Genomic DNA, 17,887 nt, shown 5'->3' with positions numbered 1-17,887 from the left:
GGGACAAGTCGGTACGCCGGCTTGTCCCGCGATGCGTTTCAGCGCACGTGACTGGCCTGGATCGCCGTCAATGCGATGGTGTGCACGATATCGTCCACCTGCGCACCGCGCGGCAAGTCGTTCACTGGCTTGCGCAGCCCCTGCAGCATCGGCCCCAGGCTTACGCAGTCGGCACTGCGTTGCACTGCCTTGTGCGTGGTGTTGCCGGTGTTCAGGTCCGGGAACACGAACACCGTGGCGCGACCCGCTACCTGGCTGTGCGGTGCCAACTGCCGGGCAATCTCCGGGTTGGCTGCGGCGTCGTACTGCAACGGCCCGTCGATCAGCAGATCATGTTCGGCCTGCTGCGCCAGGCGCGTGGCTTCGCGCACCTTTTCCACTTCCTCGTCACTGGCCGCCGAGTCGCTCGAATAACTGAGCATCGCCACACGCGGTGCAATCCCGAAAGCCTGCGCCGATTCGGCGCTTTGCCGTGCGATTTCCGCCAGCTCCACGGCGCTGGGGTGCGGGTTCATGATGCAGTCGCCATACACCAGCACCTGCTCGGGGAACAGCATGAAGAACACCGACGACACCAGGCTGCAGTCTGGTGCGGTCTTGATCAGTTGCAGGGCCGGGCGGATGGTGTTGGCGGTGGAGTGCACCAACCCTGAAACCAGGCCGTCGACCTCATCCAGCGCCAGCATCATGGTGCCGATCACCACTGGATCCTCCAGCTGCTGCTCGGCCATCGGGGCGTTGAGGTTGCGGCTCTTGCGCAGCTCGACCATCGGCTCGACGTAGCGTGCGCGAATGAGCTCGGGGTCGAGGATTTCCAGGTCGGCGGGCAGGGTGATGCCCTGGGCGCGGGCCACCGCCTCGACTTCCTCGGGCTTGGCCAGCAATACGCAGCGGGCGATGCCACGCGCCTGGCAGATGGCGGCGGCCTGCACCAGCAACGGTTCGGCGCCCTCGGGCAGGACGATGCGCTTGTTGGCCTGCTGCGCGCGTTGGATCAGTTGATAGCGGAACACCGCTGGCGACAGGCGCATCTCTCGCGGCGTACCGCAACGCTGGTGCAACCAGTGGGCGTCGAGGTGGCTGGCGACGAAGTCGGTGATGAACTCGGCGCGCTCGCGGTCGTCCACCGGGATCTCGCGGTTCAGCGAGTTGAGCTGGTTGGCGGTGTCGTACGAGCCGGTGCTCACCGAAAGGATCGGCAGGCCGGCCTGCAGGGCGCCGCGGCACAGTTCGAGGATGCGCGGGTCAGGCTTGCTGTCGCTGGTCAGCAGCAGCCCGGCCAGCGGAACGCCGTTGATCGCTGCCAGGCTCACGGCGAGGATGATGTCGTCGCGATCCCCGGGCGTCACCACCAGGGTGCCCGGCTTGAGCAGCGGCACGGTGTTGGCCACGGTGCGCGCGCAGATGATGATCTTGTTCATCCGCCGCTGTTCGTAGTCGCCGGCATTGAGCACCTGTGCGCCGAGCAGCTCGGCCACATCGCGGGTGCGCGGGGCGTTGAGGTCGGCCTGGTAAGGGATGCAGCCGAGCAGGCGGAAGTCGTTGCCGCGCAGCAGTGGCGAATGCTCGCGCAGGCGCGTGGCGAAATCGGCCATGCTTTCGTCGGTACGGACCTTGTTGAGAATGACCCCGAGGACTTTCGGGTCGCGTGGGCCACCGAACAGTTGGGCCTGCAGTTCGACCCGCCCGGACAGTTCGCTGAGCACCTCGTTCTCCGGTGCCGAGACCAGGATCACCTCGGCGTCCAGGCTCTTGGCCAGGTGCAGGTTGACCCGCGCCGCGTAGCTGGCATGACGGGTCGGCACCATGCCCTCGACCACCACCACGTCGTTGCCGACGCAGGCTTGCTGGTACAGGCGGATGATTTCTTCGAGCAGTTCGTCGAGTTGGCCATCGCCCAGCATGCGCTCGACCTGGGCCAGGCTCAGCGGCGTGGGTGGCTTGATGCCGTGGGTACGTGCGACCAGCTCGCTGGAGCGCTCAGGGCCGGTATCGCCGGGATGCGGCTGGGCGATCGGCTTGAAGAAACCGACTTTCAGGCCGCCGCGCTCGAGGGCGCGTACCAGGCCGAGGCTGATGGAGGTCAGGCCGACACCAAAGTCGGTCGGCGCGATGAAAAATGTCTGCATGCGTGCTTCTCGGAATAAGCGGTGCAAGGGATCAACGGCCAAGGGTAGCGCTATCGGCCCCCTGCGCGCACCAGCCGCAGGCAAAAGCCTGGCCGATGCGCCGGGTGCGCTCGCGTGCATCGAGCACCCAGGGGCGTGCCTGCCACGGCGGCTGGTGGCGCAGGTGCTGGGTATGGCCGCAGGACAGCTCGACCACCCATTGGCCTTCCTCGTCCTGGTGAAAGCCGATGATCCGACTGATGGGCCGTTCGCCACCCGCCGCGCGTTCGCAATCGGGCGAGGCCTTGGTTACACTTGTGCGCTCTACATTCTTTTGCAAAAGGTCTTGCCCCATGCTGATCGCCGCCAACAAGGCAGTCTCCATCGACTATACCCTGACCAACGACGCCGGGGAGACCATCGACAGCTCCGCCGGTGGCGCGCCACTGGTTTACCTGCACGGTGCCGCCAACATCATCCCGGGTCTGGAGAAAGCCCTGGAAGGCAAGCAGGCCGGCGACGAACTGACCGTTGCCATCGAGCCGGAAGACGCCTACGGCGAGTACCTGGCCGAGCTGGTCAGCACCCTGAACCGCAGCATGTTCGAAGGTGTCGACCAACTGGAAGTCGGCATGCAGTTCCACGCTTCGGCGCCGGACGGCCAGATGCAGATCGTCACCATCCGCGACATCGACGGCGACGACGTGACCGTCGACGGCAACCACCCTCTGGCAGGTCAGCGCCTGAACTTCCAGGTCAAGGTGGTCAACGTGCGTGACGCCAGCGAAGAAGAAATCGCTCACCGTCACATCCACGGTGAAGGTGGCCATCACCACTGATTTCTCAGCTAAGCTCTGAGAGTCGTCAGGCGCTCGAGCAAGCCGACCTACCCTCTGCGGGCGGGTACACGGCTTGATCGCGCGCCTTTTTAGTGGGCGCAATTCGCCCCAGCGGCAACCGGCAACCTGAGAGGGGAATCAAGATGAGTGCATTTCACGATCTGACGCTCAAGGCGCTGAACGGCCAGGACCTGCCCCTGGCACCGTTCAAGGGTAAGGTGCTGCTGGTGGTCAATGTCGCCTCCAAGTGCGGCCTGACGCCTCAGTACGCGTCGCTGGAGAAGCTGCACCAGCAGTTCAAGGGCCAGGGCTTCAGTGTGCTCGGCCTGCCGTGCAATCAGTTCGCCGGCCAGGAGCCAGGGAGCGAAGACGAGATCCAGAAGTTCTGCAGCCTGAACTATGGCGTCAGCTTCCCCTTGAGCGCCAAGCTCGAGGTCAACGGGCCTGAGCGTCATTCGCTGTACCGCCTGCTGGCAGGCGAGGGCGCGGAGTTTCCCGGCGATATCACCTGGAATTTCGAGAAGTTCCTGGTGGGCAAGGACGGCCGCGTCCTGGCGAGGTTTGCGCCCCGCACTGCGCCGGACGATCCGACGGTGGTTCAGGCGGTCGAGAAGGCACTGGCCTGATGCATGCTGGAGCGGCGAACCGCCGCTCAGTTTTGCCACAGGTGCAGGAGCAAGCTGCGCCATATCGTGCTCAATCACCCAAATCAATAATGCTGTGCCCGCCACTCGGCTGGCTCTAAGCTCAGGCGCATTTCCTTACCCTCATCGGGAGCGCCGCATGTCCAGCAACCCACTGTTCCAGCCCTTCACCCTGGGCTCCCTCGAGTTGCCGACCCGCGTGGTCATGGCGCCGATGACCCGTACTTTCTGCCCTGGCGGCGTACCGCACGACGGCGTCATCGAGTACTACCGGCGCCGCGCTGCGGCTGGCGTGGGCCTGGTCATCACCGAGGGCACCACGGTCGATCACAAGGCTGCCAACGGTTATCCGAATGTGCCGCGCTTCCATGGCGAAGACGCCCTGGCTGGCTGGAAGAAGGTGGTCGATGCCGTGCACGCCGAAGGCGGGCGCATCGTTCCGCAGCTGTGGCATGTGGGCAGCGTTCGCCGCCTGGGCACCGAACCGGACGCCAGCGTGCCGGGCTATGGCCCGAGCGGTAAAAGCAAGGATGGCCAGGTGGTGGTTCATGAAATGACCCACGATGACATCCGTGAGGTCATCGCCGCCTTTGCACAAGCGGCCCGCGATGCCAAGGCCATCGGTATGGATGGCGTCGAGATCCACGGCGCGCACGGCTACCTGATCGACCAGTTTTTCTGGGCCACCAGCAACCAGCGCAGTGACGAATACGGCGGCGATCTGGCGCAACGCTCGCGCTTCGCCATCGAACTGGTCCAGGCTGTGCGTGCTGCGGTGGGGCCTGGTTTCCCGATCATCTTCCGGTTCTCCCAATGGAAACAGCAGGACTACAGCGCGCGTCTGGTCGAAACGCCCGAGGCATTGGCAGCCTTCCTTAAGCCGCTGGCCGATGCCGGTGTGGATATCTTCCACTGCTCCACCCGCCGTTTCTGGGAGCCGGAGTTCGACGGCTCGCCACTGAACCTGGCCGGTTGGACCCGCAAGCTCACCGGCAAGCCGAGCATCACCGTTGGCAGCGTCGGTCTGGATGGCGAGTTCCTGCAGTTCATGGTCGACACTGACAAGGTGGCCAAGCCAGCCAGCCTGGAAGGCCTGCTGCAGCGCCTGGGCGATGAGGAGTTCGACCTGGTCGCGGTCGGCCGCGCGCTGCTGGTGGATGCCCAGTGGGCGCAGAAAGTCCGCGAGGGCCGTGAGGACGAGATTCTGCCGTTCAGCCGCGAGGCGCTGTCGAGCCTGACTTGATCGTCAGTGGCGTGGCCGCGCGCTCACCCTGGGCGGCGGTCTGCCGACAGGCGCTGTACAAGTGCCCCTCGAACTCTTCGACGATCGCCTGCCAGCCCTGGCGACTGGCGTGCTGGCGGGCATTGAGACGCACCCTGCGCAGGGTCTCGGCGTCCTCGAGCAGCCAGCATGCGGCGTCGATGAATGCTGGCTGATCCCCCGGCATGGCCAGCGCGCCGCTGTGTCCGTGGCGAATATGCTGGGCTGCGGCGGCCTCGTCGTACGCCACTACCGCAAGGCCCGAGGCCAGTGCTTCGAGCACCACGTTGCCGAAGGTTTCGGTGAGGCTGGGGAACAGGAACAGGTCGCCGCTGGCGTAATGTTCGGCCAGTGTTTCGCCGCGTTGCACGCCACAAAACACCGCATCGGGGAACTGCTGCTGCATCTGCGCCCGCAGGGGCCCGTCGCCGACCACGATCAGGCGCAGGCGTCGCTGTGGATAACTCTTCTGCAGCCCCTGCATGCAAGGCAGCAGCAGTGCGAGGTTCTTCTCCGCCGCCAGGCGGCCGACGTGCAGCACCGCGACGTCATCCGGGCCAAGGCCCCACTGCTCACGCAGCGCCTGGCTGCGCCGTGCCGGGTTGAACAGTTGCGCATCGACGCCACGCGCCATCAGTGTCAGGCGTTCGAAACCACGGCGCTCCAGTTCCAGGCGCTGGCTGGCGCTGGGGACCAGGGTGGTCGCGGTGCGGCGGTGGAACCAGCGCAGGTAGTGGGTGAGCAGGCGTGCCAGCAGACCCAGGCCGTACTGGCCGGAATACTGCGGGAAATTGGTGTGAAAACCACTGACCACGGCAATCCCCAGGCGCCGTGCGGCGCGCAGGGCGCTGAGCCCGAGCGGGCCTTCGGTGGCGATGTACAGCACATCCGGGCGCAACCGACGCCAGCGTCGCCACAGCTTGTGCATCGACACCTCGCCCCATTGCAACCCCGGGTATCCCGGCAGTGGCCAGCCACGGCACAGCAGTAGCGTGTCGTCGGCGTTGCCCGGCGCATCACCGGCTTGGCGCGGGCGCACCACTTCCACTTGGTGGCCGCGCAGGCGCAGCCCTTCGCTGAGGCGACCAAGGGTATTGGCCACACCGTTGATCTCGGGCGGGAAGGTTTCGCTGACCAGGGTGATGCGTAGGGGCGGTGTATTCATATCAAAAAGTTTCCCCCTGCTGGGTTGCCGTTATGTGACATCCAGATGATCCCCCGGTGACGCCTGTTTTCCAGGTTTCTCCGGCCCCTGGAATATTTCCTTGCCGGGCACTCAAGAACCTCCTGCCCGCAGCCGATGAAGATGCATTCGATGGATGGATTGCGGTCCGGGAGAGCGGTGATGTTCAACAGCAAACTGAAAAAAGAAATCCAGCAACTGCGCGAGGAACTGCAATCCATCGAGCAGGTGAAGAACAGCCTCGACAGCGAGATGCTGGTCTTGCAGCTCGACCCTCAGGGACGGATCGAAGTCGCCAACGGCAACTTCGAAAAAGAGATGCTCTACAGCAGCGATCGTCTGATCGGCCGCAACATTGAAGAGATCGTCCCGGAGCACGTGAAGAAGCTGGATTTCTACCAGCGCATGAAGGCCGCAATCACCCGCGGCGAGCACCTCAACGGCGCGTTCCGCCTGCTGCGTGGCAATGGCGAAGAAGCCTGGCTGCGCTCGATCCTGCAACCGGTCAAAGGTGTCGACGGGCGGATCAAGTACTTCACCCTGCATTCGAGCGACCTGACCCGCACCATCGAGACTTCGCGCGAGCATGAAAGCCTGATCAAGGCACTGATGCGCTCAACCGCGGTGATCGAGTTCAACCTCGACGGCCAGGTGCTGACCGCCAACGACCGTTTCCTGCAGGCCATGGGCTACAGCCTGGAGCAGGTGCGCGGCAAGCATCACCGCATGTTCTGCGAACCCGAGGAAGTCAGCTCGGCGGGTTACCAGCAGTTCTGGGACAAGTTGCGCCGGGGCGAATACGTGGCCGAGCGCTTCAAGCGCATCGACGCCCATGGTCGAGTCGTCTGGCTGGAGGCTTCGTACAACCCGATCATCGATGCCCATGACGTGCTGTACAAAGTGGTGAAGTTCGCCACTGTGATCACCGACCAGGTCAACCAGGAAATCGCTGTGGCCCAGGCCGCCGATATCGCCTACAGCACCTCGCAGGACACCGACGCCAGCGCCCGCAAGGCCACCGGCGTGGTCACCCAGACGGTCGAGGTGATGCGTGGCCTGGAAAGCTCGATGCAGGAGGCGGCCGAGGGCATCCAGGCGCTGGACAAGCAGTCCAAGGTGATCGGCTCGATCATCAAGACCATCAGCGACATTGCCGGGCAGACCAACCTGCTGGCGCTCAATGCCGCCATCGAAGCCGCCCGTGCCGGTGAGCAGGGCAGGGGCTTCGCAGTGGTTGCCGACGAAGTGCGCCAGCTTGCCTCGCGTACCAGCAGCGCCACCGAGGAGATTGCCCGGGTGGTGCAACAGAACGAGCAACTGGCCCAGGCGGCGGTGGACATCATCGACACCAGCAAGCGCCAGGCCGAGCAGGGCCTGACGCTGGCCGGGGAAACCGGCAGCGTGATCGTCGAGATCCAGGACGGGGCGAGGAAGGTGGTCAATGCGGTGGGACAGTTCTCCAGCCAGTTGAGTCACTGACTGCCGGGCGGTGCCCGCTGCTGAAGGCGGTAGGCGAAACTAAAGACCAGCCCAATCCCTCTGTAGGAGCGGGCTTGCCCGCGGACACGGGCGTAGCCCGTGCCATCCAACGGGGGTGTGAGTTTCGGCACAAGAGCCGGACGCCTCAGTTGCGCTCCCGCACCCAGAACAACGTCGCCCCCGCCACCGCCGCCGGCATCATCAGCACGTTCACCCCCGGAATCATCAACGCCAGGTAGGTGATGCCACCAAACCCCATCGACTGCCAGCGCTTGCTGCGCAACCAGGCGAGCATGTCCTGCCAGCTCATCTTGTTGTTGTCCGCCGGGTAGTCGATGTACTGGATGGCCATCATCCAGATGCCGAACACCAGCCACAGCGGCGCGGCCACCACGTTCACCACCGGGATGAACGACAGGATGAACAGGCCGATGGCGCGCGGCAGGAAGTAGCCGAGCTTGCGCATCTCGCGGCTGAAGGTGCGCGGCACCATCGCCGCCAGTTCACCCCAGCTGAACGCCGGGAAGGTGTCTTCACCGCGTACCACCACCTCGACCTTCTCCGCGAGAAAACCGTTGAACGGCGCAGCGATGATGTTGGCGAACAGGGTGAAGGTGAAGAACACCATCAGCACCACCAGGGCGACGAACAGTGGCCACAGGATGTAGGTGAGGAAACTCAGCCAGCTGGGCAGGGTCGGCATCAGTGCATCGACCCACAGGCTGAACTGGTGGCCGGCAAAATAGATCAGGCCGCCGAACAGCAGCAGGTTGACCGCCAGCGGCAACAGCACGAACAACCGCAGGTTCGGGCTCAGGACCAGTTTCAGGCCCTCGCGCAGGTACTGGGGGCCGGACAGGACGGGGGCTTGCATCGGGATGCTCCACAGAAGGAAAACGGGCTGACATTACCGAGTTTGAGACGCCGACGAAAGGCGCGACACCGGCTGTAACAAAGCATAGGGACAATCGCAGATCGGATTCGTCCCTGGATAGAGCCTGTCTATAAGGTGGATTGTCGAAGGATATTTCCTTAATCTTTGCCACCTCGCTACAGTGCGCTCAATTTCTGAACGCCGTGAAACGCCGCGAGCCCTCAGTGGGAGGTGGCACCCAGGTTTTCGGACCTGTGCGTTGTAGCCTTCCCCAAGTGCTGCGCAGGTCCTTTTTCATTTCCAGCCGGCGTCGCCGGCACACTGGTGTCGGCCTCATGTGGCCGGCTCGACAGGAGCACGACATGTCCGAAGTTCGTCATTCCCGGGTCATCATTCTCGGTTCCGGCCCTGCCGGTTACAGCGCTGCGGTCTACGCTGCCCGTGCCAACCTCAAGCCGCTGCTGATCACCGGCATGCAGGCTGGCGGCCAGCTGACCACCACTACCGAAGTCGACAACTGGCCGGGCGACCCCCATGGCCTGACCGGCCCGGCACTGATGCAGCGCATGCAGGAACACGCCGAGCGCTTCGAGACCGAGATCGTCTTCGACCACATCAATGCCGTCGACCTGGCCAGCAAGCCGTTCACCCTGACCGGCGACAGCGGCACCTACACCTGCGATGCGCTGATCGTCGCTACCGGTGCCAGCGCCCGTTACCTGGGCCTGCCGTCGGAAGAAGCGTTCATGGGCAAGGGCGTGTCGGCCTGCGCCACCTGCGACGGTTTCTTCTACCGCAACAAGCCGGTTGCCGTGGTCGGTGGTGGCAACACCGCCGTGGAAGAGGCGCTGTACCTGGCCAACATCGCCAGCAAGGTGACCCTGGTGCACCGTCGCGATACCTTCCGCGCCGAGAAGATCCTGATCGACAAGCTCAATGCCCGTGTCGCCGAAGGCAAGATCGAGCTCAAGCTCAACGCCACCCTGGACGAAGTGCTGGGTGACAACATGGGTGTGACCGGTGCGCGCCTGAAGAACAACGATGGCAGCAGCGACGAAATCAAGGTCGACGGCGTGTTCATCGCCATCGGTCACACCCCGAACACCTCGCTGTTCGAGGGCCAACTGACCTTGAAAGACGGCTACCTGGTGGTCAACGGCGGCCGTGAAGGCAATGCCACTGCCACCAACGTCGAGGGTGTGTTCGCTGCCGGTGACGTGGCCGACCACGTCTACCGCCAGGCGATCACCTCGGCCGGTGCCGGCTGCATGGCGGCACTGGACGTGGAGCGCTACCTGGACGGCCTGGCCAACGCCTCGTTCTGAGTCGCTGCCTGATCACGAAAGAACCGGCCCTCTGGCCGGTTCTTTCGTTTCAGCCTGCCACCGCCGCACTGCGAAACATCGTGAGCGACGGCCCGCTCAGCCGCTAAGTCATTGCTGAAAGCGCAAGCATTGGTCGGCTGACGGGCAGCGGAATCAGAGGCTCAGGCGCATCGACAGGTCGACGGCCTTCACATCCTTGGTCATCGCGCCGATGGAGATGTAGTCCACACCGGTTTCGGCGATGACCCGCAGCGTGGTTTCGTTGACCCCGCCGCTGGCTTCGAGCTTGGCCTTGCCCGCAGTGATGCGCACCGCTTCGCGCATTTCGTCCAGGGTCAGTTCGTCGAGCATGACGATATCGGCACCGGCCGCCAGGGCCTGACGCAGTTCGTCCAGGCTTTCCACTTCGATTTCCACTGGCTTGCCCGGCGCGATGCGGTGCGCGGCGGCGACGGCTTCGGCCACGCCGCCGCTGGCCGCGATGTGGTTCTCTTTGATCAGGAAGGCGTCATACAGGCCGATGCGGTGATTGTGGCAACCCCCGCAGGTGACCGCGTACTTCTGCGCAAGACGCAGGCCCGGCAGGGTCTTGCGGGTATCGAGCAAGCGTACCTGGGTGCCCTCGACCAGGTCGGCGAGAAAGCGTGCGCGGGTGGCAACGCCCGAGAGCATCTGCAGGAAATTCAGTGCCGAGCGCTCGCCGGTCAGCAGCGAACGGGCCGGGCCTTCGAGGTGGAACAGCACCTGGTTGGCAGTGGCGCGTTCGCCATCGGCCACCTGCCAGTGCACCGCCACCCGTGGGTCGAGCTGGCGGAACACGGTATCGACCCAGGCGGTGCCGGCGATCACGCAGTCTTCGCGCGTGATGATGGTGGCCTTGGCCAGCCGCTCGGCCGGAATCAGCTGGGCGGTGATGTCGCCGCTGCCGACGTCTTCCAGCAGCGCGCGGCGCACGTTGGATTCGATTTCGGCGGTGAGATCGGCGAGACGTAGGTTCGGCATGGTCGGCTCCACAAGCTAGATGCCGGCGATTATAGGGCAGGGGGGCGCGGTGTACAGCCGTCGACCCTGCAGTCGGGAAGTGTGCGCCTGGTCGCGTCCTGTAAATGGCGTGTTGGCAGCTTTCATCTTTTTCACTGATAATGGCGCCTTGTATTTGGCGTCATAGCTTTGACGATGTTTCCTCGCCAGTCGACCAATACCCTGCAAGGAGTTCGGGATGCATGAAGAAGGCAAGATGGGGCCCTTGGTGGCCGCCATCGACAGAGGGGTGCGTACGCCCTTGCCTTGCCTTCCCGTCGTGCTCCTGCAAGTGCGTGACAAAGCTGCACTGCACCTGCGCCAGGGGCTGCGTGCCCTGTTCGACAACGCTGACGACACCCTCTTCGAAATGGCCGACAAGGCCTGCGCTGGCGATCAGCAACACCTCTATTTCGAAGCCATGCGCGACTTGCGTCTCAAGCGCAAGAGCATCGAGCGGGCCTTTCTCGACACCTTCCACGACACCTTCAGCCGCATCGGCCAGGCCGACCCGCTGGGCGCGCTGGGCAGTATCGACCTGCCCGTCGGCAAGGCCCAGCGCGAACGAACCCTGGCCGTTGGGGCCATGGTCGAGCGCGTGCTGGCGCGCGACGGCTTTGCCCTCGAGCAACTCGGCCAGCGCCTCGCCGCCCTGCTCGAAATCCCCCTGGATGCGCGCTGCAATCCGCTGGGGCCTGCGTGCCTGTGTGGCTACTTTCTGGACGCCGGACGCAGCCTGGGGGTAGACCTCAAGGTCAAGCTGGTCCTGCTCAAGCTGTTCGAGCGCTATGTGCTGCGCGACGTCGACCTGCTCTATGGCGAGGCCAACCAGCTACTGGCCGCGGCGGGCGTGCTTGGCGAACTTGCCCTCGCCCCGCGCCGGCGAGCCGAGGACCGCAGCCTGGCCGCACGCCGCACCCAGGCCTCGTTGATCGCGGGTGAAGACATTGGTGCGGACAGCGCCGGCCAGGCGTACTTCGCCTCGCTGGAAGGCCTGCTGGCACCGGTACGTGGCAGGCTGGCGCCGCGCTTGCAGAGTGTCTCGACGGCGCAGCCGATCGGTAGCGCCGACCTGCTGCGCCTGCTCACCCACCTTCAGCACTACGTGCCTGGGCCGTTCGAGGCCGACGACTTCGACCTGGGCCAGCAGCTCGAACAACTGTTGCTGCGGGTCAGCGTTCGCAGTGGCACGCGCCGCCGCCTGGCCACCGCCGACGAGGACATGATCAACCTGGTCGGCCTGCTGTTCGATTACATCGAGCGCGACGATAACCTGCCGCCGCCCCTGCGTGCCCTGCTTGGACGCCTGCACATCCCTCTGCTCAAGGTCGCCCTGCTCGACAAGAGCCTGTTCAGCCGTGCCAGCCATCCGGCGCGCCGCCTGCTCAACGAAATCGCCGCCATGGCCATCGGTTGGGAAGGGGCGGGTGAAGGGCTGCAGGCGCGGGTGGAGCGTATCGTCCTGCGGCTGCTCAGCGATTTCACCGACGATGCTCGGCTGTTCGCCGAGGTGCTCGACGAGTTCCTGCTCTTCAGCACTGAAGAGCGCCGGCGCAACGAGCTGCTGGAGCAGCGCACCCGCGATGCCGAAGAGGGCCGGGCGCGGACGTTGCAGGCACGCCAGCAGGTCCAGCACGCGCTCAACCAACGCCTGCGCGGGCGCGTATTGCCGCGGGTGGTGGTGCAGATGCTGGTGGACTCCTGGAGCCAGGTGCTGCTGCTGGCCTGGCTCAAGCAGGGCGAGGCATCGGCGGCCTGGATCGATGGTCTGGCGACCATGGACGCGCTGCTGGCCAGCATCGCCCCGCACCCGGGGGCGCAAGCGCGCCAGGCCCTGCTCGAACAGGTGCCGGGCCTGCTCAAGGCGTTGCGCGATGGGCTGGCGGGGGTGGCACTGGACTCGGCTGCGCTGCGCGAGTTCTTCCTGCAACTGGAGCGTCTGCACCTGCGCGCCTGTGCCGAGCCTGGCCACTGGCAGGACGAGGCTGACGATGTGCGGGTCGAGTCGGACATCGTCCTGGCCGTCGCCGAGGAGTCGGCAGGTGGCCTGATGCCGGTGCTGGACGAACACAGCCCGCAACTGCGCCAGGTCCAGCGTCTACGCCTGGGCACCTGGATCGAGCTCAGCGACGAGGACGAGCCGCTGCGCTGCAAGCTGGTGGCGCGTATCGACAGCAGTGATCGGCTGGTCTTCGCCAACCGCACCGGCATGAAGGTGCGCGAGTGGAACAGCATCGGCCTGGCCCTTGCCCTGCACCGTGGCGAGGCACGGGTGCTGGACGACGGGCTGCTGTTCGAACGCGCCCTGGATGCAGTGCTCGACAGCCTGCGCATCGCCCAGGTACGTTGAGGCGCCAACAATCATTTACATGCAAGCGCGCGGTTGGCGGGGCATACTGAAGCCTCGTATCCGGCGTTTTTCAGGATCTGCCCATGCAATTGGACCGCGCCACTGGCTGGTTCTCCGGTGTCACTCACTGCCCCTCGCCGAACTTCAACGCCCGCCCCGACGGCGAGGCGATTTCACTGCTGGTGATCCACAACATCAGCCTGCCGCCGGCCTGTTTCGGCACGGGCAAGGTTCAGCAGTTCTTCCAGAACCGGCTTGATCCGGCCGAGCATCCCTACTTCGAAAGCATCCAGCACCTGACTGTGTCGGCGCACCTGTTCGTCGAGCGCGATGGCGCGGTCACCCAGTTCGTGTCGTTGTTCGACCGCGCCTGGCATGCCGGGGTGTCGTGCTTCGACGGGCGCGAGGGATGCAATGACTTTTCCATCGGCATCGAGCTCGAAGGCACCGACGATATGCCCTACACCGATGCCCAGTACACCGCCCTGCAACAACTGACGCGGCAGATCCGCAGCCGCTGGCCTGCGATCGGTCCCGAACGCATCCAGGGTCACGACCATATCGCGCCGGGGCGCAAGACCGATCCCGGGCCGGCCTTCGACTGGCCCCGCTACCGCGCCGCGCTGAACGAGGACAAGGCATGAGTTTCCTGGTGTTGGTGCTGGTGTTGTGGGTCGAACAGTTCTCGTCCCTGCGCCATCGCTTGCAACGTGACGGGTTCTTCCTGGGGGAGTTGGTACGTCTGGAGCGCAGCGGCAAGGTGCACCCCTGGTGGAGCCTGGCGATCCTGGTGCTGGCTCCGGTGCTGGTGCTGGCCTTGCTGCTGCACGTGTTGCAGCCGGTGGCCTACGGCCTGCTGGCACTGCCGGTGCACCTGCTGGTGCTGATCTACAGCCTCGGGCGCGGTGATGCCAAGGCGGCGCTCGGCCCGTTCCGCGATGCCTGGCGTCGGGGTGATGAACAGGCGGCGCTGCATGTGGCCGAGCGCGACCTGGGCCTGGCGGCAGACGATCCGCGCGACCTGCTGGCACGGGTGCAGGGCAACCTGGTGTGGCAGGCGTACCAGAGCTTCTTTGCCGTGATTTTCTGGTATTTCCTGCTCGGTCCGGCCGCAGCGCTGGGGTATCGCTTGCTGGCGCTGAGTGCGGCGAACAGCCGTCAACCGGCGCTCAAGGAGCGCGCGGCGCAGCTGCGCCATGCCATGGACTGGCTGCCGGTGCGGGTGCTGGCGCTGAGCTTCGCGCTGGTCGGCAACTTCGTTTCGGTGACCCGGGTGATGCTGCACGAAGTGCTCAACTGGCACATCAGCGCCGGGCAGTTGATCGCCCGTGTCGGGCGGGTGGCCGATGACATTCCCGAGGAAGAAGAGGCGCAGAGCGCGCTGGCGCGCCTGGACAGCCTGTGGGAGCTGCTGCTGCGCAGCGCGGTGCTGTGGTACGCGGTGTTTGCACTGTGGACGGTGCTGCTCTGAGGTGAGCGGCGAGGCTGCTTAACCTTAAGTTACAAACCTTGGATTGATTCTGCGCTATACAGAGTCTCGGCCAGTTATGGCCTTGTGCTACCCCGCAGAACAATAAAAATCCAAGGAGGTGACCCATGAAGCGCCTGCTCCATCCGGCCATCGCGTTGATGAACCGGCTGAGCTTCGGCATGAAGTTCAGCCTGATCAGCGTCCTGTTCTTTCTGCCCATGCTGGTCACCAGCTTCTACCTGGTTCGCGATGCCTATCGCCAGTTCCATGTCACAGGCGTCGAGCTGAACGGCCTTGGCCCCGTGGCTGGCAGCCTTAGCCTGCGGGGCGATCTCGAAAGCCTGGGCAATCTCCTGCAGATCAACGCCGTGCTCGGTCAGTCGGGCCAGGCAGGGGATGTCGAAGCGCGTATCGATGCCCTTGAGGACAAGGTCCAGGCCCAGCTCCAGGCCCTGGCGAGCCAGGATCCGCAACTCGAAGCCAAGCGCGTCGAGCTGGCCGACGCCTTCGCCAGGGCTCGTGCCGAAACCTCCCTGCAAAACAAGACCGCACTGTTCGACAAGCTGCTGGCCCAGGCCCAGGTGCTGGGCAAGCTGGTGGCCAGCCAGACGGGGTTGACCCAGGACAACCAGGCATCGGTACGCCAGTTGAGCGACCTGATCGGTGCCAGCACCGCACAGGTCACCCAGATGCTCGGCGAAGGACGGGCCATCGGCGCCGTTGCCCTGGGCCGCGGTTTCATCGATTCGGCAGGGAGTGCCCGTTTCGAAGACTTGCTGCAACGCCTGGAGCGTCTGTCGGCTGACTACGCCCTGCGAGTGGACGACGCCTTGGCAGCCGATGCCGAGGCCAAGGCCAGCCTCGGTACGCAGGCCCAGCTCAGCCAGGCAACGGTGCGCCGGGCTGCGGCGCTGTTCGAGGAACAGGTCGTGGTGGCCGAAACCCTCGACGCACCCTGGCCTGCGTTCTACGAGCAGGTCAGTGCCCTGATGGGCGAAACCTACCGGCTCAACGACGCAGTGGTCGCCCACCTGCAGCAGCAATTGCAGGCGCGCCTGGACGAGCACCGCTTGCACATGATCGCGTTGGTTGCGGCGCTGGCCAGCGTGTTCCTGTCGATCCTCTATCTCTACAGCGGTTTCTATGTGTCGACCCGGCGCACCCTCGGCAATCTTGGCGCGGCCATGGACAGGGTGGCCGGTGGCGATATGACGGTCAGCTTCGAGGTGCGCAGCCAGGATGAGCTGGGCGAGCTGGGCCAGGGCTTCAACGAGACCGTACGACGCATCCGGGGGCTGATCGAGCAGGTCGGGCGTACCGTGGCGACCGTCGAGGAGCAGGCCGGGCAGGTGCTGTCGGTGTCGACACGCAGCAACCAGGCCGTGAGTGGCCAGCGCGAACAGATCGAGCAGGTGGCCACGGCCATGAACCAGATGAGCGCCACCGCCCAGGAGGTGGCCCGCAGCGCGGCGCTGGCCGCCGATGGCGCGCAGCAGGTCAACCGCGAGAGTGCCAACGGGCGTAGCCTGGTGGCGCACCAGCAGGACAGCATTGCTCGCCTGGCCGGCGAGATCGACCAGACGGTGGCTGCGGTCAACCAATTGGTCGGCGACAGCCAGGCCATCGGCCGGGTACTGGAAGTGATCCGCAGTATTGCCGAGCAGACCAACCTGCTGGCCCTGAACGCGGCCATCGAGGCGGCGCGTGCGGGCGAGCAGGGCAGGGGCTTTGCCGTGGTTGCCGATGAAGTACGTACCTTGGCACGCCGCACCCAGGACTCCACCGAGGAAATCGCGCAGATGATCCAGCGCCTGCAGGAGGGGGTTGGTGCTGCGGTGCGCGCCATGGGCAGCAGCCACCAGATGGCGGCGGGGACCGTGGATGAGGCGCGGCAGGTGCAACAGGCACTGGCCAATATCCTGGGCGCGGTGGGTGGCATCGTCGAGCAGAACCAGCAGATCGCCGCGGCCGTCGAGCAGCAGACGGCCGTGGCCCATGACATCGACCAGAACATCGTGGCGATCAACCGCGCGGCGCAGGACACCACCCAGGGTGCCTGCCAGACGGAGGACGCCAGCCGCGCGCTGTCGAGCCAGGTGGTGGAGTTGAAGCGGCTGATCGGGGCCTTCAGGGTCTAGACGACGCCTGTCAGCCCTGCGGCGCCGTGATCTCCACGGGTTTGCGCAGGTCCCTCAGGCTGCGGGTCACGGTGCCGGTGTTGCACTTGGCCGCAGCCTGCTCCGGGGTCATGTCGCGGATGGTGCGGTAGAACAGTTCGCAGGTCTGTTTTTTCTGGGTTACCTGCCATTTGTTCGAGCAGGCCTGCAGCGTCAGCTTGGCGTCAGCCTGCGGGTTGCGGCCCATGCCGGCCTGCCAGCAGGCGGCGCTCAGGTCCTGGCCCATCATCTTCAGGCCCGCAGCGTCCGCCTTGTCCTGATCTCCGCCGGTGTTGTTCTTGTCGGCCGCATACCAGATCGCGCTCGGGTGGTTGGCGCCCAGCACCGGTACCTGGGTGCCGGCTTCTGGGCTGATGCTGACCAGCCCCAGCACATTGACCTTCGGCCCGTACTGCTGCTGGATCCAGCTGCGCACCGGGGCGCCGAAGGCCACCATCGGCAGGGGCTTGGCGTCGTGGCGCAGGGTCATCTCCTTGACCATGCGCGTCTGATAGTCGGCGAAGTAGCTGTAGGTGCCTTCCAGGTCCTTGCCGGCGCTGGCGGGCGCGGCGATCGGGGCGATGTCGACGATGGTCTGGTAGGCCGGGGTCTGGCTGGCCTCGACACCGTTGAAGGTCAGCAGCTGTGCCCAGCGATCGGTGGTGTTGGAACGCAGGTAGTCCTGGGCCTGGGTCAGCGAATAATCCGGCGGGAAGTGCAACAGCTCGATGCTGCGGCGATTTTCCAGGGCCATGCCCAGTGGCAGGAACAGGTACCAGTCGTAGGCCCACTTGCCATCGTTGTTCAGGCGCGTGGCGCCCTGGTAGGCCAGCTCGCCGCTGTCGAGCAGCTTGCGCAACGGCTCGGCATAGCTGGGCGGAACGTCGCTGATATGGGCATGCAGCCTGTCGTTGTCGCGACGCACCTGTACCTGGGCGTTGGCATAGCCGTCGCGGCGTACGCTCTGGGTCAGGTAGTGCTCGACGGTCTGTTCCAGCGTCCAGTCGCGAAAGCAGATCACGTGGCAGTTGTTGGGGAAGGCGAACAGGCGGGTGACCCGTTGCGCATCGCCCAGGTCGACCTGAGCATCCGCCAGTGCCAGGCCGCTGAAGGCGAGGGCGGCCAGGCCCGATACAGCCATCTTTTGCATGCTTAACTCCTTGTCAGTGGCCGCCAG

General features: G+C 65.1%; 15 protein-coding genes and 2 pseudogenes. 11 read left to right on the top strand and 6 right to left on the bottom strand.

Translation table 11 applies throughout. From position 1 onward, the window contains the following. Positions 1-38: 38 nt before the first annotated feature. Together pta and AC2CGW_RS23470 are read right to left on the bottom strand one after the other, a co-directional pair. Positions 39-2,129, bottom strand: coding sequence for a phosphate acetyltransferase (pta, locus tag AC2CGW_RS23475; RefSeq protein WP_186667609.1), 2,091 nt, complete (start codon positions 2,127-2,129; stop codon positions 39-41). A gap of 31 nt (positions 2,130-2,160) precedes the next feature. Continuing rightward, complete coding sequence (locus AC2CGW_RS23470) at positions 2,161-2,463, bottom strand: DUF3565 domain-containing protein (RefSeq protein WP_186709423.1); 303 nt, start codon at positions 2,461-2,463, stop codon at positions 2,161-2,163. Here AC2CGW_RS23470 and AC2CGW_RS23465 point away from each other — a divergent pair. The 3 genes from AC2CGW_RS23465 (at position 2,462) to AC2CGW_RS23455 (ending at position 4,834) form a co-directional block, all read left to right on the top strand. Next, on the top strand, positions 2,462-2,947 hold the full coding sequence (locus AC2CGW_RS23465) for an FKBP-type peptidyl-prolyl cis-trans isomerase (protein WP_054925639.1): 486 nt from the start codon (positions 2,462-2,464) through the stop codon (positions 2,945-2,947). The genes AC2CGW_RS23470 and AC2CGW_RS23465 overlap by 2 nt on opposite strands. A gap of 143 nt (positions 2,948-3,090) precedes the next feature. Beyond that, on the top strand, positions 3,091-3,573 hold the full coding sequence (locus tag AC2CGW_RS23460; RefSeq protein WP_186667611.1) for a glutathione peroxidase: 483 nt from the start codon (positions 3,091-3,093) through the stop codon (positions 3,571-3,573). 157 nt (positions 3,574-3,730) lie between these two features. Then, positions 3,731-4,834 carry an NADH:flavin oxidoreductase gene (locus AC2CGW_RS23455; protein WP_186667612.1) on the top strand — a complete coding sequence of 368 codons (1,104 nt, stop codon included), beginning with the start codon at positions 3,731-3,733 and terminating at the stop codon, positions 4,832-4,834. On the opposite strand, the gene AC2CGW_RS23450 is transcribed toward AC2CGW_RS23455, so the two are convergent. Then, positions 4,803-6,017, bottom strand: coding sequence for a glycosyltransferase family 4 protein (locus AC2CGW_RS23450; protein WP_484574682.1), 1,215 nt, complete (start codon positions 6,015-6,017; stop codon positions 4,803-4,805). The two genes, AC2CGW_RS23455 and AC2CGW_RS23450, sit on opposite strands and share 32 nt — an antisense overlap. A 135-nt stretch (positions 6,018-6,152) precedes the next feature. On the opposite strand from AC2CGW_RS23450, the pseudogene AC2CGW_RS23445 reads away from it, so the two are divergent. Together AC2CGW_RS23445 and AC2CGW_RS23440 are read left to right on the top strand one after the other, a co-directional pair. Beyond that, a pseudogene (locus tag AC2CGW_RS23445) lies at positions 6,153-6,920 on the top strand (PAS domain-containing protein); the annotation flags it as partial. Positions 6,921-7,082: 162 nt separating this feature from the next. Then, positions 7,083-7,514, top strand: a complete 432-nt coding sequence (locus tag AC2CGW_RS23440; RefSeq protein WP_238348328.1) for a methyl-accepting chemotaxis protein — start codon at positions 7,083-7,085, stop codon at positions 7,512-7,514. A gap of 145 nt (positions 7,515-7,659) precedes the next feature. Here the strand turns inward: AC2CGW_RS23440 and cysZ are convergent, their stop codons facing one another. Then, positions 7,660-8,388 carry a sulfate transporter CysZ gene (gene cysZ / locus AC2CGW_RS23435; RefSeq protein ID WP_186667615.1) on the bottom strand — a complete coding sequence of 243 codons (729 nt, stop codon included), beginning with the start codon at positions 8,386-8,388 and terminating at the stop codon, positions 7,660-7,662. A gap of 362 nt (positions 8,389-8,750) precedes the next feature. Between cysZ and trxB the strand changes: the two genes are divergently transcribed. Beyond that, the gene (gene trxB / locus AC2CGW_RS23430) at positions 8,751-9,713 is read left to right on the top strand and encodes a thioredoxin-disulfide reductase (protein ID WP_065863398.1); all 963 of its coding nucleotides are present in this window, start codon (positions 8,751-8,753) and stop codon (positions 9,711-9,713) included. A 153-nt stretch (positions 9,714-9,866) separates the two neighbouring features. Here the strand turns inward: trxB and nadC are convergent, their stop codons facing one another. Continuing rightward, the gene (nadC, locus tag AC2CGW_RS23425; RefSeq protein ID WP_186667616.1) at positions 9,867-10,715 is read right to left on the bottom strand and encodes a carboxylating nicotinate-nucleotide diphosphorylase; all 849 of its coding nucleotides are present in this window, start codon (positions 10,713-10,715) and stop codon (positions 9,867-9,869) included. Positions 10,716-10,932: 217 nt separating this feature from the next. Between nadC and AC2CGW_RS23420 the strand changes: the two genes are divergently transcribed. The 5 genes and pseudogenes from AC2CGW_RS23420 to AC2CGW_RS23400 all read left to right on the top strand — a co-directional run bounded on the left by AC2CGW_RS23420 (position 10,933) and on the right by AC2CGW_RS23400 (position 16,692). After that, positions 10,933-13,083 (top strand): DUF1631 domain-containing protein, encoded by a 2,151-nt coding sequence (locus tag AC2CGW_RS23420; RefSeq protein WP_484574681.1) that lies wholly within the window; start codon positions 10,933-10,935, stop codon positions 13,081-13,083. An 83-nt stretch (positions 13,084-13,166) separates the two neighbouring features. Continuing rightward, entirely contained in the window at positions 13,167-13,727 is a 561-nt protein-coding gene (gene ampD, locus AC2CGW_RS23415; protein ID WP_186709418.1) for a 1,6-anhydro-N-acetylmuramyl-L-alanine amidase AmpD, read from the top strand. Beyond that, the gene (gene ampE / locus AC2CGW_RS23410) at positions 13,724-14,554 is read left to right on the top strand and encodes a regulatory signaling modulator protein AmpE (protein ID WP_186667619.1); all 831 of its coding nucleotides are present in this window, start codon (positions 13,724-13,726) and stop codon (positions 14,552-14,554) included. Before ampD ends, ampE begins: the two co-directional genes overlap by 4 nt. Before the next feature lie 125 nt (positions 14,555-14,679). Then, a pseudogene (locus AC2CGW_RS23405) lies at positions 14,680-15,834 on the top strand (HAMP domain-containing protein); the annotation flags it as partial. A 144-nt stretch (positions 15,835-15,978) separates the two neighbouring features. Then, on the top strand, positions 15,979-16,692 hold the full coding sequence (locus AC2CGW_RS23400) for a methyl-accepting chemotaxis protein (protein ID WP_426352167.1): 714 nt from the start codon (positions 15,979-15,981) through the stop codon (positions 16,690-16,692). Positions 16,693-16,702: 10 nt separating this feature from the next. Here AC2CGW_RS23400 and AC2CGW_RS23395 read toward each other — a convergent pair whose 3' ends face one another. Further along, on the bottom strand, positions 16,703-17,860 hold the full coding sequence (locus tag AC2CGW_RS23395; protein ID WP_186709415.1) for a hypothetical protein: 1,158 nt from the start codon (positions 17,858-17,860) through the stop codon (positions 16,703-16,705). Between the last annotated feature and the right edge of the window lie 27 nt (positions 17,861-17,887).

This window comes from Pseudomonas sp. SYWMCR5 (assembly GCF_057197165.1).
This window is presented reverse-complemented; position numbering and strand designations above follow the sequence as displayed.